Annotated in this window: 17 protein-coding genes and 3 tRNA genes; 10 read left to right on the top strand and 10 right to left on the bottom strand. The window is 64.6% G+C overall.

The window, feature by feature from the left end; all coding sequences use genetic code 11:
- The first annotated feature begins 172 nt into the window (after positions 1–172).
- The 4 genes from IB269_RS00980 (at position 173) to IB269_RS00965 (ending at position 1,663) form a co-directional block, all read left to right on the top strand.
- On the top strand, positions 173–1,150 hold the full coding sequence (locus IB269_RS00980) for a GMP reductase (protein WP_013800939.1): 978 nt from the start codon (positions 173–175) through the stop codon (positions 1,148–1,150).
- A gap of 184 nt (positions 1,151–1,334) precedes the next feature.
- Positions 1,335–1,410: transfer RNA gene (locus IB269_RS00975), tRNA-Lys, on the top strand.
- 55 nt (positions 1,411–1,465) lie between these two features.
- Positions 1,466–1,541 (top strand) — tRNA-Lys (locus IB269_RS00970).
- 46 nt (positions 1,542–1,587) lie between these two features.
- Positions 1,588–1,663 (top strand) — tRNA-Lys (locus IB269_RS00965).
- A 36-nt stretch (positions 1,664–1,699) separates the two neighbouring features.
- Here IB269_RS00965 and IB269_RS00960 read toward each other — a convergent pair.
- Positions 1,700–2,698, bottom strand: a complete 999-nt coding sequence (locus IB269_RS00960) for a TRAP transporter substrate-binding protein (RefSeq protein WP_043825080.1) — start codon at positions 2,696–2,698, stop codon at positions 1,700–1,702.
- A 265-nt stretch (positions 2,699–2,963) separates the two neighbouring features.
- On the opposite strand from IB269_RS00960, the gene IB269_RS00955 reads away from it, so the two are divergent.
- Entirely contained in the window at positions 2,964–4,196 is a 1,233-nt protein-coding gene (locus IB269_RS00955; protein ID WP_063328169.1) for a multidrug effflux MFS transporter, read from the top strand.
- Positions 4,197–4,218: 22 nt separating this feature from the next.
- Here IB269_RS00955 and IB269_RS00950 read toward each other — a convergent pair whose 3' ends face one another.
- The 3 genes from IB269_RS00950 to orn all read right to left on the bottom strand — a co-directional run bounded on the left by IB269_RS00950 (position 4,219) and on the right by orn (position 8,833).
- The gene (locus tag IB269_RS00950) at positions 4,219–5,688 is read right to left on the bottom strand and encodes a sensor domain-containing diguanylate cyclase (protein ID WP_330873353.1); all 1,470 of its coding nucleotides are present in this window, start codon (positions 5,686–5,688) and stop codon (positions 4,219–4,221) included.
- Positions 5,689–5,839: 151 nt separating this feature from the next.
- Positions 5,840–7,894 carry a DEAD/DEAH box helicase gene (locus IB269_RS00945; RefSeq protein WP_065345610.1) on the bottom strand — a complete coding sequence of 685 codons (2,055 nt, stop codon included), beginning with the start codon at positions 7,892–7,894 and terminating at the stop codon, positions 5,840–5,842.
- A 324-nt stretch (positions 7,895–8,218) separates the two neighbouring features.
- Positions 8,219–8,833, bottom strand: a complete 615-nt coding sequence (gene orn / locus IB269_RS00940; RefSeq protein WP_063328171.1) for an oligoribonuclease — start codon at positions 8,831–8,833, stop codon at positions 8,219–8,221.
- Between the two features lie 30 nt (positions 8,834–8,863).
- Here orn and IB269_RS00935 point away from each other — a divergent pair, with 30 nt between their 5' ends.
- From IB269_RS00935 to rsgA, 3 genes are read left to right on the top strand one after another with little or no spacing between them, the layout of a single operon-like run.
- Entirely contained in the window at positions 8,864–10,165 is a 1,302-nt protein-coding gene (locus IB269_RS00935) for a M48 family metallopeptidase (RefSeq protein ID WP_192366234.1), read from the top strand.
- A gap of 16 nt (positions 10,166–10,181) precedes the next feature.
- On the top strand, positions 10,182–10,514 hold the full coding sequence (locus tag IB269_RS00930) for a 4a-hydroxytetrahydrobiopterin dehydratase (RefSeq protein ID WP_034396758.1): 333 nt from the start codon (positions 10,182–10,184) through the stop codon (positions 10,512–10,514).
- Between the two features lie 18 nt (positions 10,515–10,532).
- Positions 10,533–11,501 carry a ribosome small subunit-dependent GTPase A gene (gene rsgA / locus IB269_RS00925; RefSeq protein ID WP_192366233.1) on the top strand — a complete coding sequence of 323 codons (969 nt, stop codon included), beginning with the start codon at positions 10,533–10,535 and terminating at the stop codon, positions 11,499–11,501.
- An 88-nt stretch (positions 11,502–11,589) separates the two neighbouring features.
- Here the strand turns inward: rsgA and IB269_RS00920 are convergent, their stop codons facing one another.
- The 6 genes from IB269_RS00920 to rpsP form a co-directional block, all read right to left on the bottom strand.
- Positions 11,590–12,579 (bottom strand): CobD/CbiB family protein, encoded by a 990-nt coding sequence (locus IB269_RS00920; RefSeq protein ID WP_034398910.1) that lies wholly within the window; start codon positions 12,577–12,579, stop codon positions 11,590–11,592.
- Positions 12,580–12,647: 68 nt separating this feature from the next.
- Positions 12,648–13,376: a CoA pyrophosphatase gene (locus IB269_RS00915; protein ID WP_012207139.1), complete on the bottom strand. Its 729-nt coding sequence runs from the start codon at positions 13,374–13,376 to the stop codon at positions 12,648–12,650.
- An 87-nt stretch (positions 13,377–13,463) separates the two neighbouring features.
- Positions 13,464–13,844: a 50S ribosomal protein L19 gene (gene rplS / locus IB269_RS00910; RefSeq protein ID WP_013800930.1), complete on the bottom strand. Its 381-nt coding sequence runs from the start codon at positions 13,842–13,844 to the stop codon at positions 13,464–13,466.
- A gap of 110 nt (positions 13,845–13,954) precedes the next feature.
- Entirely contained in the window at positions 13,955–14,725 is a 771-nt protein-coding gene (trmD, locus tag IB269_RS00905) for a tRNA (guanosine(37)-N1)-methyltransferase TrmD (RefSeq protein ID WP_063328174.1), read from the bottom strand.
- Between the two features lie 12 nt (positions 14,726–14,737).
- Positions 14,738–15,307 carry a ribosome maturation factor RimM gene (gene rimM / locus IB269_RS00900; protein ID WP_192366232.1) on the bottom strand — a complete coding sequence of 190 codons (570 nt, stop codon included), beginning with the start codon at positions 15,305–15,307 and terminating at the stop codon, positions 14,738–14,740.
- Between the two features lie 132 nt (positions 15,308–15,439).
- A complete protein-coding gene (gene rpsP, locus IB269_RS00895) occupies positions 15,440–15,694 on the bottom strand; it encodes a 30S ribosomal protein S16 (RefSeq protein WP_012207143.1) in 255 nt (84 codons plus the stop codon).
- A gap of 146 nt (positions 15,695–15,840) precedes the next feature.
- Here rpsP and IB269_RS00890 point away from each other — a divergent pair, with 146 nt between their 5' ends.
- The gene (locus IB269_RS00890; RefSeq protein WP_192366231.1) at positions 15,841–16,365 is read left to right on the top strand and encodes a GNAT family N-acetyltransferase; all 525 of its coding nucleotides are present in this window, start codon (positions 15,841–15,843) and stop codon (positions 16,363–16,365) included.
- Between the two features lie 7 nt (positions 16,366–16,372).
- Positions 16,373–16,879 carry a TM2 domain-containing protein gene (locus tag IB269_RS00885; RefSeq protein ID WP_192366230.1) on the top strand — a complete coding sequence of 169 codons (507 nt, stop codon included), beginning with the start codon at positions 16,373–16,375 and terminating at the stop codon, positions 16,877–16,879.
- Positions 16,880–16,925 lie beyond the last annotated feature (46 nt).

The following is a 16,925-nucleotide window of genomic DNA, read 5'->3' as shown; positions in this document are numbered from 1 at the left end:
TATAGAATCAATCACCGGGCCCAAGTTTCTTGCGGTCCGGTTTTTTGTGCCCGGGCCACAGCCGCCCTGGCGACGCGGCCCGCCCGCGCCGCCCGCAAGACCGGCCTCCAAGCCAAGCGCCCCATCGCGGAGGGATGTTCCTGCCGCGACCTTTCATGGAGCTTGGAATCAAATGGAAATCTTCGACTACGACAACATCCTGCTGCTGCCGCGCAAGTGCCGCGTGGAAAGCCGCTCGGAGTGTGATGCCAGCGTGGAGCTGGGCGGTCGGTCCTTCCGCATCCCGGCCGTGCCGGCCAACATGAAGACGGTGGTGGATGAGAGCATCTGCACCTGGCTGGCCCAGAACGGCTACTTCTACGTGATGCACCGCTTTGACCTGGACAACGTGCAATTCGTGCGCGAGATGCAGGGCAAGGGCTGCTTCGCCTCCATTTCGCTGGGCGTCAAGAAGCCCGACTACGACACCGTGGACCGCTTCGTCGCCGAAGGCCTGTGCCCCGAATACATCACCATCGACATCGCCCACGGCCATGCCGACAGCGTGAAGAACATGATCGGCTACCTCAAGGAAAAGCTGCCCAAGTCCTTCGTGATCGCCGGCAACGTGGGCACGCCCGAAGCCGTGATCGACCTGGAGAACTGGGGCGCTGACGCCACCAAGGTCGGCATCGGCCCCGGCAAGGTCTGCATCACCAAGCTCAAGACGGGCTTTGGCACGGGCGGCTGGCAGCTGTCGGCGCTCAAGTGGTGCGCGCGCGTGGCGACCAAGCCCATCATTGCCGATGGCGGCATCCGCAGCCACGGCGACATCGCCAAGAGCGTGCGCTTTGGCGCCACCATGGTGATGATCGGCTCGCTGTTCGCGGGCCACGAGGAATCGCCGGGCCAGACCGTCGAGGAAAACGGCCAACGCTTCAAGGAGTACTACGGCTCGGCCTCGGACTTCAACAAGGGCGAGTACAAGCACGTGGAGGGCAAGCGCATCCTCGAACCCGTCAAGGGCCTTCTGGCCAACACCCTGATCGAGATGGAGCAGGACGTGCAAAGCTCGATCAGCTACTCCGGCGGCAAGAAGCTGATGGACATCCGCAAGGTCAACTACGTGATCCTGGGCGGTGACAACGCAGGCGAACATCTGCTGATGTAAGCGCGCTGCGCGCCAGCACCCCAAAGGCGGCCTCGGCCGCCTTTTTTGCGGCTGCGCACCGCGTGGCACGCGGGCCCGGCTCAGTGCCACCAGGCCATGAACTAAAAATTTGGCGCGTCTTCCTGCAAGCGCACAAAAAATGCCGCATAATTGCGGTCTCGTTTGCAGCGCAGACTTGTTTTTGGGGCTCTTAGCTCAGCTGGTAGAGCAGCGGACTCTTAATCCGTTGGTCGAGTGTTCGAATCACTCAGGGCCCACCAAAAATTCCTTTTCAGCCTGGATTCATCCAGGCTGATTCCTTCGGAATACCCGAGGGGGCTCTTAGCTCAGCTGGTAGAGCAGCGGACTCTTAATCCGTTGGTCGAGTGTTCGAATCACTCAGGGCCCACCAAGAATTTTTTTGCCTGATCTCATCAGGCATCCACGCAGAAATACGTGGGCTCTTAGCTCAGCTGGTAGAGCAGCGGACTCTTAATCCGTTGGTCGAGTGTTCGAATCACTCAGGGCCCACCACCAATACCCAGAACAAGGCACTCGGCGCGACAGCGCTCAGTGCCTTTTCTTGTTGTATTCCATCAGCACAGACATATTGCTGCTGCCAGCCTTGGCCACCCACTCCCGGCCAAAGCGCTCCCCCATCAAATCCAGCATGCGGCGCAGGTCCGCCGATGGCGCGGCCACGGACATCTTGTTGTCGACAAGAACCTTCTTGCCCAGCTCATCGGCCTGCTGGGCCAGCGCCCAGCCTTCTTTCTCGGCCAGCGCGGCGGCGCGGCTGATGGCCTGGCGTTCCGGCTCGGCAAAGCCCTTCCAGGCAAGTTCGCTGACGCACAACATGTTCTTGGGAATCCAGGCCTTGATGTCCAGAAACACCTTCATGGTCTTCCAAGCTTGGCTGTCGACGCCGGTGGCACTGGATGAAACCATGGCGTCAATACCTCCCTGCTCCAGCACCATGCCAAGATCACCGGCCGCGAGCACCACCGGCTGCGCTCCCCAGAGTTCCGCCAGCCGCTTGGTCGCATCGCTTTGCACCCGCAGCCTGAGCCCCCTGAGATCCACGATGCTGTTGACCGGGCGCCGGCAGAACAGGCCCTGCGCCGGCCAAGGCACGGCAAACAGCAGGCGCACACCCTGCTGAGCCAGCAAAAACTCCTGCAGCACGGGGCGGGTCAGTTGCCACAGGTGCGCAGCCTCGTCAAAGCCACGCACGATGAAAGGCAGCGAGTCCATGGCCAGCAGCGGATGGATATCCACATAGGACGACATGAGAACTTCGCCGAACTGGATTTCATTGCGCTTGAGCGCAGGAAGCACCTGCGCCATGGGCTTGAGCGCAGAGTTGGACACCACATCGATCTCCAGCGCCTGCTGGGTATCGGCACCCACGCGCGCCGCGAAGTTGCGCAGATTCTGCGTGTGAAAGATGCCATCGCCATAGGCCGCCGAGAGCTGCAGTCGGCGGCCCTTGGACCAGGCAGCGCCGGCGGTCAGTTGCAACGCAGCCGGGGCCAGGCCCGATATCAACGTGCGGCGAGAAACAGTCATGAAAGATCCTTGGCGAGAGCGCCCAGAACCATGCCATCCCCCCACGGCGGACCTGTGCATGCTGGCGCAAAAGATAAATTCTATCGATATTTACATCATTTAGATACAAACTATCGACCCATTCCATCGCCCAGGTCATTCGCCAAGCCATCCGTCACACCGGATTCCAGCCAAGCCGCTACAGTGTCACCCTGCCGCAGGCGCAAGGGCGCGCGGCCTTTTTCTGCGCCTGCGGTCTCCCGCAGCGCACAACCGCCTCGCCTGCATGCCACAAAATGTTTCCCCGCTCTGGCAGGGCCCGCGCTGGGCCCTGGCCGTCCTGCTTGCCATCCTGGGCATGCTGGGGCCATTCTCGATCGATACCTACATCCCCGCCTTCTCCGGCATCGCCCAGGCCCTGAACGCCACGCCGCTGCAGATGCAGCAGACGCTGTCGGCCTATCTGTTCGGCTTTGCCTTCATGAACCTTTTCCACGGCGCCATGGCCGACAGCTTTGGCCGCCGCCCCGTGGTGCTGTGGGGGCTGGCCGTATTCACGCTGGCATCGGCGGGCTGTGCGCTGTCGCAGAACATCACGCAACTGGTGCTGTTTCGCGCGTTGCAGGGCCTGTCCACGGGTGCCGGCATCGTGGTGTCGCGCGCCGTGGTGCGCGACCTGTTTCCACCCGCCCAGGCCCAGCGCGTGATGGCGCAGATCACCATCTTCTTTGGCATCGCGCCAGCCCTGGCCCCTGTGATGGGCGGCTGGCTGTTCATACACCTGGGCTGGGCGGCAGTGTTCTGGTTCCTGACCCTGGTGGGCGTGCTGCTGTGGGGCATCAACTGGCGATTCCTGCCGGAATCCCTGCCACAGGCGCAGCGCCAGCCCTTCCGCTTCAAGCCTCTGATGCACGGCTACAAGGAGCTGTGCAGCGATCCGCGCTTTGTGCTGCTGGCCTTTGCCAGCGGCGTGCCGTTCAACGGCATGTTTCTGTATGTGCTGTCGGCGCCCGCCTTCCTGGGCGACCTGCTGCACCTGCAGCCGCAGCAGTTCTTCTGGTTCTTCGTGATCTCGATCTCGGGAATCATGGGCGGCGCATGGGTGAGCGGCCGTCTGGCCGGGCGCATTCCGCCCAAGCACCAGATCCGCCATGGCTTTCTGATCATGTTCGTCGTGTCCATCATCAACCTGGTCGCCAACCTGATCTGGCCCGCCCACGTGAGCTGGGCGCTGATTCCCGTGGGGGTGTTCGCCTTCGGCTGGGCCATGATGGTGCCCGTGGTCACGCTGCTGGTGCTGGACATCCACCCGGAGCGGCGCGGCCTGGCCTCATCGCTGCAGGCCGTGGTCGGCTCCACGGCCAATGGCATCGTGGCCGGCATGATTGCGCCGCTGGTGATGCATTCGACCGTACTGCTGGCCCTGGGCTCGATCAGCATGATGCTGATCGGGCTGGCGTCCTGGATCTACCTGCACCACCGCTGGCCCGAAATCGGGCGGCACGCCTCGGAGACCTGACAGGCACTGCGGTGCAAGACCGCTAAGCGCGGCCCGCGCGGCGGTCCAGCATTCTTTCCTTGTAGTAGCGCGCCTTTTCGGCATACATGGCCTGGTCGGCGCGCGAGACGGTGGCCTCGACCTGGCTGCCCGAATCGCAGCAGGCCACGCCCATGGACAGGCTGACCGCCTGGCCCGGATAGAACTGGTTGTTGAGCTCCAGCAGCGAGAGGATGCGCTCCTTGACCGCCTCGGCGCCGCGCTCGTCCGAAGCCGGCAAAAGCACCATGAATTCGTCGCCGCCTATGCGCGCCGCGCAGGCAGGCGCATCCACGGCCTTGGTCAGCACTTCGCCCACGCGGCGCAGCATGTCGTCACCTGCAGCATGGCCATGCTCGTCATTGGCCTCCTTGAGGCCATTCATGTCGATGGCAATCACCGCCAGCGGCCAGGGCCCCTTGCGTGCCAGGCGATTGAGTTCCTCGATATAGAAGGCGCGATTGCGCAACTGGGTCAGCACATCGTGCTTGCCCAGGTATTCGAGGTAGGCCTCGGCCTTCTTGCGCGCCGTGATGTCCACTAGCGACAGCAGCACCAGCCCCCAGTCATCGGCATGGCCATCGAGCACAGCCAGTTGCATGTGGATGTGCAGAGCGTCGCCTGACAGGGCGTAGTTCACCACTTCGCGGTGCTGCACGAGCTTGCCGCTCCAAAGGTCCTGCAACTGATCGGCAAAGGAGTCGATCATCTCGTCACGGAAGATGCGGCCCAGCCGGCTCAGCAGTTGCAGCTTGTCGGTGGCGCCGAACATGCGCAGCGTCTGGCGGTTCACGTCCACGACGCGAATCTCCTGCATGCAGCGCGAGACGAATTCCGGGTGCACCTTGAGGAAGGTGGCGAAGTCGCTGATGCCCTGGGCGCGCACATCGTCGAGCAGGCGCTTGATGGCGCTGAAATCCTCGACCCACAGCGACACAGGCGAGTACTCGAACAGGTCGCGCGAGTACTGTTCGCTGCGGTGCAGCTGGCGCGCGCTGCGCATCTCGGCCGTCACGTCTTCCAGCGACACCAGCACGCAGTCCCAAAGCGCTTCATGACCGGGCAGGATGCGGCCACGGATTTGCACATCGAGCCGTCGCCCGTCCAGCGTGTAGTTGGCGGTGCGGTTGGCAAAGCTCAGAGAGCCCTGCCACAGATCCTCCAGCTCGCAGGCCAGGCCCGCATGCATGTCATCGCGGAACACCTGACCCAGGCTGGCAAGAAAGGTCTGCTGGTCACTGGCGCCGAACAGGTCCAGCGTGCGCTGGTTGACGCGCACCACCTTGAGCGCCGCGCTGCACTGCTGCAGCGCCTGAGGGTGGGCCAGGAAATGCGCCTGCAGATCGGTCACGCCCTGTGCACGCCACTGGTCGAGCAGCCGCTTGAGCGCGCTGTAGTCCTCCAGCCATAGCGAGACGGGGGCCAGTTCGAACATGTGTTCAAAATCCACACTGGACGCGATCAAAGACTCCACAGGGCACCTCCGCGCCGCGATTATGGCAGTCACAGAGCCCGCCAGACAGCAGGTTCTGCACCATCAAGGACAGGCCGCACCACGCGAGGACGCAGATGGCCGAAAAAAAACCGGCCCCGAAGGGCCGGTCTGCATGCAATGCCGAGATCGATCAGCGCACGACGCGCTTGCGATCACCGCCCTGGGGCGAGTAAGGCTTGGGAGCGCTCTTGCCGAAGGCAGGACGGCGCTCGCCGCCGCCGAAGCCGCCACGGGATTCGCCACCGCCAAAGCCGCGCGACTCGCCGGATGCACCACGGAAGCCGCCTTCGCGGGGAGCGCCGTCACGGCGATCGCCGCCACGCGGAGCACCACGGTCGCCGCTGAAGCCACGGCCTTCACCGCCACGGCCAAAGCCGCCTTCGCGCGGGGCCTGGCTGTAGCCGCCTTCACGCGGAGCCTGGCTGTAGCCGCCTTCGCGCTGACCTTGGCCCTGGCCGAAGCCGCCTTCGCGCTGGCCACCGCCAAAGCCACCGAAGCCAGCCTTGCGGCCATAGCCTTCGGAATCACGGCGTGCGCCGAAGCCACGATCGCCACCGCGATCACCGAAGCTGCGCTCGCGATCGCCGCCAAAGCCACGATCACCACCGAAACCGCCACGGCCACCGCCGCCGGCACCGCGGCGATCGCCGCCACGGCTTTCAAAACCACCGCCGCCACGACGGCCGCCACGGCCTTCGTTGCTGCTGGGTGCGCGCTGTGCAGGTTCCAGGCCAGGAATCACTTCGGCCTTGAATTGCTGGCGGCTGTAGGCCTCGATATCGAAAATGCGACGACGGTCACGGAATTCCGCGAACGTGACGGCCACACCTTCGCGACCGGCACGGCCCGTGCGGCCGATACGGTGGGTGTAGTCCTCTGCCTTCATGGGCAGGCCGTAGTTGAAGACGTGGGTGATGGTGGGCACGTCAATGCCGCGTGCCGCCACATCGGTAGCCACCAGCACCTGCACCTGACCGCTGCGCAGCGCCATCAGGCGGCGGTTGCGCAGGCCCTGGCTCAGGGCGCCGTGCAGTGCCACGGCGGAGAAGCCGTCTTGCTGCAGGTCATTGGCCAGGCCGTCGCACTCGACCTGGGTCGATGCGAAAACGATGGCCTGGTTGATCGTGGTGTCGCGCAGCCAGTGGTCCAGCAGCTTGCGCTTGTGCTGGGAGTTGTCGGCCCAGAACAGCACTTGCTTGATGCTGGCGTGCTTTTCCTGAGGCGTGTCGATGGTGACCTTCTTCACGCCGGAGCCGCCGTCATGCATCACGCGCATGGCCAGTTGCTGGATGCGGGGCGCGAAGGTGGCGCTGAACATCATGGTCTGCTTGCGCTGTGCCGTCAGGTCGTTGACTTCGGCCAGATCGTCCGAGAAGCCCAGGTCCAGCATGCGGTCGGCTTCGTCCACCACCAGGAACTGCACCTGGTCGAGCTTGATCTGCATCGAGCGCTGCAGGTCCAGCAGACGGCCGGGAGTGGCCACCACGAGGTTGGCGTTCTGCAGCTTGGCGATCTGCAGCTGGTAGGGCATGCCGCCCACCACGTTGGCGATGCGGATGCCGCGGCAGTGCTTGACCAGCTCGATGGCGTCATGCGCCACCTGCTGTGCCAGCTCGCGCGTGGGGCACAGGATCAGGGCGCCGGGAACGGCTGCCTTGAAATTGCGGGGATTCGTGGGGTCCTTGCGCTTGTTGCGCTTGGGCGTGGGCTGGCCGCTGGCCGTTGCTTCGGCGCACTGGCGGTCATATTCGGCGCGGATGGCGGCTTCTTCGTCAGCCTTTTGCTGGATCAGCGTGTGCAGCACGGGCAGCAGGAAGGCAGCGGTCTTGCCCGAGCCGGTCTGGCTGGACACCATCAGGTCGATGAAGGCCTGGTCATCACTGCCCATGGCCAGGGGAATGGCTTGCGCCTGCACGGCCGTGGGCTGGGTGTAGCCCAGATCGGCAACGGCACGGACCAGTTCTTCAGCCAGGCCCAGCTCGATGAAGGCATTGGGCAGTTCGGGGGCTGCTTCAACAGCCTCGGCGCCTTCGGCGATTTCCACGACTTCGGCGGCGGCCAGGGATTCGGCGGCCTGCTCGGCGCTGGCAACGGCGGCGTTCAGCACGGAAGATGCTTCAGCGGCGGAAGCAAAAGAGGAATCGGCAGCGGCAATGATGCCCTGCTCTTGAGAGATATCGTTCATGAATGGCTCTAACGAAAAGCACGCGCAGTCAGCGATCTGGCACGCTTTTCTCGACGGTTGGGTCAACATCCACCGTCAGACTTAACCGGCCCTTCGCAAAAGGGCGGATGGGCATTTTCGGCTGGTCCGAAACCGGTGGTCCCGCCATCCATGAAAGCCTTCATGGTGGTCTATGGACACCGACCGCAGACACATAGCGCAGGGGCCCTTGTGTGATGGAGATGTGCAAATTGCCCCTTGTTGATGGGGGCAAGCTGTAGATTGTCGCACTCCCCGGGTTTTCCCGCAAGCCCCTGGCACAAAAAATGGCCGGGGCCGCCAGATTCAGACGCTCAGCAGGCGCGCGCGATAGTGCGCCAGCTCATCGATGGACTCGTGCACATCGGCCAATGCGGTGTGGCGCTGGGCCTTCTTGAAGGAAGCATAGGCGTCGGGCTTCCAGCGCCTGGCCAATTCCTTGAGGGTGCTGACATCGACATTGCGATAGTGGAAGAAGTTGTTGAGCTTGGGCATGTAGCGCTCCATGAAGCGCCTGTCCTGCCCGATGCTGTTGCCGCACAGCGGGGCCTTGGCCTTGGGAACGTACTGCGAGAGGAACTTGATCAGCGCAGCCTCCGCATCGGCCTCGCTGGTGGTCGATGCCTTGACGCGATCGATCAGGCCGCTCCTGCCATGCGTGCCCTTGTTCCAGGCATCCATGCCATCGAGCAGCGCATCTGCCTGATGGATGGCAAATACCGGCCCTTCGATGCGAATGGCCAGGTCCGGACTGGTGACGACCACGGCGATCTCGATGATGCGATCGGTATCGGGCTGCAGCCCGGTCATCTCGCAGTCGAGCCAGACGAGGTTGAGATCGGATTTGGCCAGGGTGATGGACGTGCCGGGTTCGGCGGGGACGGGAATGCAAGCGCTGGCGGCTTCGGAGGCTTCGGACATGGCCCAAATTGTCGCCTACACTGCGGCCACATGGCCTTCAACCCCGATTTTTCCTCGACGCTGTCCCTGCTGTTTGCCGCAGCCGTGCTCGCCCAGTGGCTGCTGCGCGCCTGGCTGGCCTCGCGCCAGGTCCGCCATGTGGCCCGCCATCGGGCCGAGGTGCCTGAGGCCTTTGCGCAACGCATCAGCCTCGCGGCCCATCAAAAGGCCGCCGACTACACGCTGGCCAAGGCCCGCATCGCCCTGATCGAGATGACGCTGGGCGCCGTGGTGCTGCTCGCATGGACGCTGCTGGGCGGGCTCGACGCGCTCAACCAGTGGCTGCTGGAACTGATGGGTGCCGGCCTGTGGCAGCAACTGGCACTGCTGGCCGGCTTTGCCCTGATCTCCGGGCTGGTGGAGCTGCCGCTGTCGCTCTACCAGGCCTTTGTGCTGGAGCAGCGCTTTGGATTCAACCAGATGACGCTGCGGCTGTGGCTGACCGATGCCATCAAGTCCACCGCCATGGGCGCGGCCATCGGCCTTCCCCTGGCGGCCCTGATCCTGTGGCTCATGGGCTCGGCCGGCGACCTGTGGTGGCTGTGGGCCTGGGCCGTGTGGACGGCGTTCAACCTGCTGCTGATGTGGATCTTTCCGACCTTCATCGCACCGCTGTTCAACAAGTTCGAACCGCTGGCCGAAGGCACGCTCAAGGAGCGCGTGAGCGCGCTGATGCAGCGCTGCGGCTTCACGGCCAAAGGCCTGTTCGTGATGGATGGCAGCCGCCGCTCGGCCCATGCCAATGCCTATTTCACGGGCTTCGGCCATTCCAAGCGCGTGGTGTTCTTCGACACCTTGCTCAAGCAGCTCGACGCCGACGAGGTGGAGGCCGTGCTCGCGCACGAGCTGGGCCACTTCAAGCACCGCCACATCCTCAAGCGCATGCTGCTGATGTTCGCTGCCAGCCTGGCCGGCTTCGCACTGCTGGGCTGGCTGTCGCAGCAGCTGTGGTTCTACCTGGGCCTGGGCGTGCGCCCCGGCCTGGACCTTGCGCTGGGCCATGGCGGAATAGGCGCCGGCAACGAAGCCGTGGCACTGCTGCTGTTCCTGCTGGCCGTGCCGGTGTTCAGCTTCTTTGTCACCCCGCTGTTCTCGGCCCTGTCGCGCCGCGATGAGTTCGAAGCCGATGCCTATGCCATGCAACAGGCCAGCGGCGCCCATCTGGCCTCGGCCCTGCTCAAGCTGTACGAGGACAATGCTTCAACGCTCACGCCCGATCCCTGGTACGTGGGCTTTTACTACTCGCATCCGCCCGCCCTCGCCCGGCTGGCGCGCATGCCTTCTCCGACCTGACCCTTTCACATCCACCATGAGCACACAACGCTTGCAACAACAGGACTGGTCCACGCAGCAGCGCCGCGCGCTGACGCCGGACGAATTGCGCACCGCACTGGCGGCCCTGCCGGGCTGGCAGCTCGATGGCGATGCCATCGCCAAGAGCTACGCCTTTGCCAATTACTACGAGACCATGGCCTTCGTGAACGCACTGGCCCTGATCGCCCACCAGCAGGACCACCACCCCGACCTGACCGTGAGCTACGGCCGTTGCGGCGTGCGCCTGAACACGCATGACGTGAACGGCATCTCGTCCACCGACATCGAGTGCGCCCGGCGCATCGATGCGCTGCTGGAGCGTCCATGAATCCCACCCCGGCATCCCATGGCTGAGCGCTCCGCATTGCGAGAAGGCCTGGTCGTCTCCAGCCATGGCCGCCACTGCGTGGTCGAGACCGAAGAAGGCGCACGCCACATCTGCCATCCGCGCGGCAAGAAGAGCCAGACCGTGGTCGGCGACCGCGTGCGCTGGCAATTGCCACCCGCCGGCCAGGGCGAGGAAGGCACCATAGAGAAGGTGCTGGAACGGCGCAACCTGTTCTACCGCCAGGACGAGATACGCACCAAGTCCTTTGCGGCCAACATCGACCAGGTGCTGATCCTGATCGCGGCCGAGCCGGTGTTCTCCGAAAGCCAGCTGGCCCGTGCCCTCATCACCGCCGAAGCCACCCACATCAAGCCCCTGATCGCCCTGAACAAGCGTGACCTGGCCGAGCCCTTCGCCGATGCCTGGGAGCGCCTGAAGCCCTATCGCGAGATGTACCTGGGCCAGGAAACGCCGCACTACGAGGTGCTGTCGCTGTCGCTGGCCAACGAAGGCGAGGCCGACCGGCAGTTGCTGATGCAACACCTCAAGGGCAAGGCCACCTTGGTCCTGGGACCCTCCGGCTCGGGCAAAAGCACCTTGATCAACCTGCTGGTGCCCGGCGCACGCGCGGCCACCAACGAGATCTCGCAGGCGCTGAACTCCGGCAAGCACACGACCACCACGACCAGCTGGTACTGGATGGACGAAGAGCGCACCACGGCGCTGATCGACTCACCGGGCTTCCAGGAATTCGGCCTGCGCCACATAGAGCCCACGGACCTGCCCCGCTGCATGCCCGACATCGGCGCCCACGCGCAGGAATGCAAGTTCTACAACTGCACCCACCTGCACGAGCCGGGATGCGCCGTCATGCCGCGCGTGGAAGACGAGGAAACCGGAATGGATACCGACCACGACATCAGCGCCAACCGCTACTACATCTACGCCGAGCTGTTCGATGAATTGAGCCAGGCGCAGAAGTACTGACCTCCTCAAAACAACGACCCGGCTGCATCAGGAAGGGCGGGCTGCTGCCTGGCAAGACAGGCAGGGCTCGCCTTCTGCGGCGCAGCGATCAGCCCAGCAAACGCGCCAGCGACAGCAGGGCCAGCAGCAGCAGCCAGACCACGACCGAACGCCAGACCAGGCCGACCACGCTGCGCAGATGGCCGATCTCGGGCTCGCGGCCCGGCGTGGCTTCGCTGTCCACATCGAGATCGATCTCCTCGCCGTCGTCGCGGGTCACCGAGATGCCTTCGCGGCGCTTGAGCGCCTCGCCGCCCAGGCGCACGTTGATGGCACCCGAGGTGGCGGCCAGGATCACGCCATCGTTGTCGTTGGGAAAGCGCTGGGCATGGAAGCGCCAGCCTTCGATGGCTTCCTCGAAGCTGCCGACCACGGCAAAGGACAGCGCCGTCAACCGTGCAGGCAACCAGTCGATCACGGTCCAGGCCAGCCGGGAGGTGTGCTGCAACTGGGGGCTGACCTGGGTGCCGCCCACCAGGCCCTTGCGCGACCAGGAGCGCGACAGGTGCTCGGTCATGCGGTAGAACACGGCGCCGAGCGGACCCAGCCCCAGCGCTGCCAGCGCAGAGAACCAGAACAGAACGCCAAACACATGGCGATGCGCGGCCAGCACCGAGTACTCGATCACATGGCGCACAACCTCGCTGCGCGGCACCTCGCTGGCATCGACCTGCTGCCAGTGAGCCAGCGCCTCGCGCGCGGCATACTCATCGCCTGCATCCAGCGCATCGCGGATGCGTGTGAAGTGGTGGCTGAACTGGCGAAAGCCCAGCGTCACATAGAGCACGGCCACATTCCAGACCATGGCCAGCGGCCAGCCCACGCCCCACAGCAGCAGCAGATAGATGCCCGTCACCAGCACGCAGGGCAATGCCACCGCCACGGTCCAGGCCAGCCAGCCATGGTGCGCCTGGCCGGCATCGAAGTTGCGGCGCACCGAAACCGTCCAGGCCCTGTAGCCTGTGTGCACGAGATTGGCCGGCGTCAACGGGCGCGCCTGCTCGATCAGCAAGGCGATCAGAATGGCAAAGAAACTCATCCGGCCATCATACTGGCGCATGCAGACAGGTCAGTGACCCCGGGGTGGCACGGCCCGCGATCCGGGCGTCAGGCCGACAGGAATCGGTAAAGATTTCGCAGCATGCCGGCCGTGGCGCCCCAGATGTAGCGCTGGCGATCACCATCCTGGTAGGGCATTGCAAACCATTCGCGCGGCACGCCGTTCCAGACCATGGAGTGGCGCTCATGGTTGGCAGGATCGAGCAGGAAGGCCAGCGGCACCTCGAACACATCCGCCACTTCGTAGGGATTGGGATTGAGGTGCGCCCGGGGATCGACCAGGGCCACCACCGGCGTGATCAGGAAGGCCGTGCCCGTGATGTAGATGGGCAGCGTGCCCAGCACTTGCACATCACTGGCGGCCAGTCCGACTTCCTCATGCGCCTCGCGCAGGGCCGTGGCCTGGGCAGAGGCATCCTCCGGATCGCGCTTGCCGCCCGGAAATGCCACCTGCCCCGAATGCGTGGACAGGTGGGCCGTGCGCTCGGTCAGCAGCACCGTGGGCTCGGGGCGCATCACGATGGGCACAAGCACGGCGGCATCTGTGGGCTGGCGATCGCTGAAGCGCTTCTCGCGCACCACCTCGGGAGCCCACTGGGGCGGCAGCGCAAAGCGCTGGCGCAGGGCCTCGGGCGTGCGGGCTTCGGGGGGCACGGCAGGCAGGTGGCTGTCCTTGCCAATCAGTTGCGCCATGCGCGGGTCTGCGATCGACGGCACGGCTGCGGGCACTGGCCCGCCGGTCGGCACGGGAATGGCGGTATCGGGCAGAGAGGACACGAATGAAGGCTTGTGATGGGAAACGGCCGGACAACAAAAAAGCCGCTACAGGCGACTGTAGCGGCTTTCCAGCTGTGACGCAGGTGCTTAGGCTTCGGCAGAAACCTTGACACGCGACGGCAGCTTTTCCTTGATGCGGGCCGACTTGCCGCTGCGCTCACGCAGGTAGTACAGCTTGGCACGACGCACATCACCGCGACGCTTGACTTCGATGCCGGCGATCAGGGGCGAGTAGGTCTGGAACGTACGCTCCACGCCTTCACCGCTGGAGATCTTGCGCACGGTGAAGCCGCTGTTCAGGCCACGGTTGCGCTTGGCGATCACCACGCCTTCGTAAGCCTGCACGCGCTTGCGGCTGCCTTCGACCACGTTCACGCTCACGATGACGGTGTCACCGGGGGCGAACTGGGGGATGGTCTTGTTCAGACGGGCGATTTCCTCTTGCTCGAGGATCTGGATCAGATTCATGGTCAACATCCAATCGATCTTGTCCGCGCCAGGATTGGCAAGCGCCGGGATTGGCGCCATGGCTGCTTTGTTCGTAGCAGCGGCCGGATAGAGGATCGAAGAATCGCGGATTATAGCCCGGAGACGTTTTTTGCCAAAAACCCCTCGTCCTTGGCGTTGAGCAGGCCCTGGGCGCGCGCCTGCTCTATCAGCTCGGGCCGGTGCCTGGCCGTGATGGACAGGCGCTGGTCGCGCCGCCAGCGCTCGATCTGCGCGTGGTGGCCGGACAACAGTGGCGCCGGCACTTCCCGCCCTTCCCAGACTTCGGGACGGGTGTAGTGCGGGCAATCGAGCAGGCCGTCGAGCGCCGGATTGAAGCTGTCCTGCTGGAAACTGCCTTCGTCATTGAGCACGCCGGGCTGCAGCCGTGCGACGGCATCCAGCAGGGCCATGGCAGCGATCTCGCCGCCAGACAGCACGAAGTCGCCCAGGCTCAACTGGTGCGTGACATGGGTATCGATGAAGCGCTGGTCCAGGCCCTCGTAGCGGCCGCACAGCAAGATTGCGCCCTGCCCCTGCGCCCAGTCGGCCACCACGGCATGGCGCAGCGTGGTGCCGATCGGCGAGAACAGCACCACGGGAGCCGGCTCGGGCTCGCCGGCCTCGCGGCGCGCCTGCTGCGCCGTCTCAAGGCAGCGCTGCAGCGGCTCGGCCATCATCACCATGCCCGGACCGCCGCCAAAGGGGCGATCGTCCACGCGCCGGTAGTTGCCCTGGGCATGGTCGCGCGGATTCCACAGGTGCACGCCGACCTGGCCCGAGGCATAGGCACGGCGCGTGACGCCGCTTTCAAGAAACGGCGTGAACAGCTCAGGGAACAGCGTGATGATGTCGAAGCGCATGGAGGTCGGCGATCAATAGTCGGGCTGCCAGTCGGCAACGATGGTCTTGCCCGGCAGATCCACCTTGTCCACATAGGCATCGACAAAGGGAATCATGCGCTCGCGCTCCTTGCCATCCTCTTCATAGGCCAGCACCAGCACGGTCTGCGGGCCGGTGGACAGCAGGTCGCGGACGACGCCCAGGGCCACGCCCTCGCGGTTGACCACGGACAGGCCCAGCAGATCGACCCAGTAATACTCGCCATCTTCGGGCTGCGGGAAATCGCTGCGCGCCACGAAGATGCGCGCGCCACGCAGGGCCTCGGCGGTATTGCGGTCGTTCACGACAGGCGATGTGGCGACGACGGAATCGGAGTGGACGCGCGCCTGCTTGACCGGCAGCAGCACGGTTCCGGCGAACTGCCGCGCACCCTTATCGGGGGGCTGCAGATACCACTGCTTTGCGGTGAACAGGGCCTCGGGGTCGGCGCTGAAGGCGGCCACCTTGAACCAGCCCTTGATGCCCCAGGCATCGGCGATGCGCCCGACCTCCACGGCATCGGCGGGCAGGACGCTGGCTTCGAGTTCAGGCATGTGGCTCATGGCAGTCGGTAGGCAGTAGATGGACAGTCAATGCAGATCGTTGCAGATCCGTGCAAGGCGATCCAGAGGGGAAAACAAAAACGGGCTCCGTCAGACAAGCCAACGGAACCCGATTTCAGAAGGGATGCTGGATTAGGCAGCAGTCTTCTGGGTGGCCTGCTTGATCAGGCGCTCTGCGGTCTCGGAAGCCTGCGCGCCAACGCCCTTCCAGTAGTTCACGCGGTCCAGAGCAACGCGCAGACCCTCTTCGCCGCCACGGGCGTTGGGGTTGTAGAAGCCCAGGCGTTCGATGAACGAACCATCGCGGCGCACGCGCTTGTCGGCGGCAACGATGTTGTAGAACGGACGGGCCTTGGAACCGCCGCGAGAGAGTCGAATGACGACCATGATTTTCCTTCGGGTGGGCGCAGCCACCACACAATTAACTAGACAATGAATGGCTGCACATGTTTTGCGGCGTTTGAGACACGCGACATGGCCACCCGGCCAGCGACACGCCGTAAAACCAGCGATTATATCCAACTTCCCTTTCCATGCCTACCATTCGCTCAAGCCTGGACGGCGATCTCGCCGCCATCACCTCCATTTACCGCCACCACGTGCTGCACGGCACGGGCACGTTCGAGACCGATCCCCCTGCCGAATCGGACATGGCAACGCGCCGCGCGGACGTGCTGGCCAAGGGCCTGCCTTATCTGGTCGCCGTGGACGAACAGGGCCAGGTGCTGGGCTTTGCCTACGCCAACTGGTTCAAGCCGCGCCCGGCCTATCGCTTCTCCGCCGAGGATTCCATCTACGTGCATGACGCGGCGCGCGGCCAGGGCGTGGGCCGCCTGCTGCTCGATGCGCTGTCGCGCGAATGCGAGGCGGCCGGCGTGCGCAAGCTGCTGGCGGTGATCGGCGACTCGGCCAATGCCGGCTCCATCGGCGTGCACCGCGCCGCGGGCTTCACCCCGGCGGGCACGCTGAGCTCCATGGGATGGAAGTTCGGCCGCTGGCTGAACATCGTTCTCATGGAGAAGACCCTGGGAGACGGCAACCGCAGTTCGCCCGAATAATGGGCGCATGAACCGACCCAGCACGCCATTGCCTCAGCCCGCCCAAGCACAGCAGGGGGCTGCGCGCTCCAAAAGCAAGACCCTGACGGCCTGGCTGGCCTTTGTCGGCGGGCCGCTGGGGCTGCACCGCTTCTATCTGCATGGCTTCGGCGACTGGCTGGGCTGGCTGCTGCCCGTGCCCACGGCGCTGGGCGTATACGGCATCGAGCGCGTCCAGCAACTGGGGCAGGACGACCAGCTCAGCTGGCTGCTGATTCCGCTGCTGGGCTTCACCATCGCCGGCTGCGCGCTGCGCGCCATCCTCTACGGGCTGACCGACACTGAAGCCTGGAACCGGCGCCACAACCCCGGCATTGACGTGCAGGCGCAGGCCGGGCGCACGGGCTGGTCAACCATCTTTGCCATTGCACTGTCCCTGATGCTGGGTGCCGCCGTGCTCATGGCCAGCATTGCCTACAGCTTCCAGCACTACTTCGAGCACCAGGTGGAGGAAGCGCGCAAGATTTCGCAGTGAAGTTTTCGCTGTGGTGCGCCAGCGCGTGCCTCCACCCAAAAAGAAA

Origin of the sequence: Delftia sp. DLF01 (assembly GCF_014852125.1) — a bacterium.
Taxonomy (GTDB): Bacteria; Pseudomonadota; Gammaproteobacteria; order Burkholderiales; family Burkholderiaceae_C; genus Comamonas; species Comamonas acidovorans.
The sequence above is the reverse complement of the archived record's forward strand: the minus strand, read 5'-3'. Positions and strand labels throughout refer to the sequence as shown.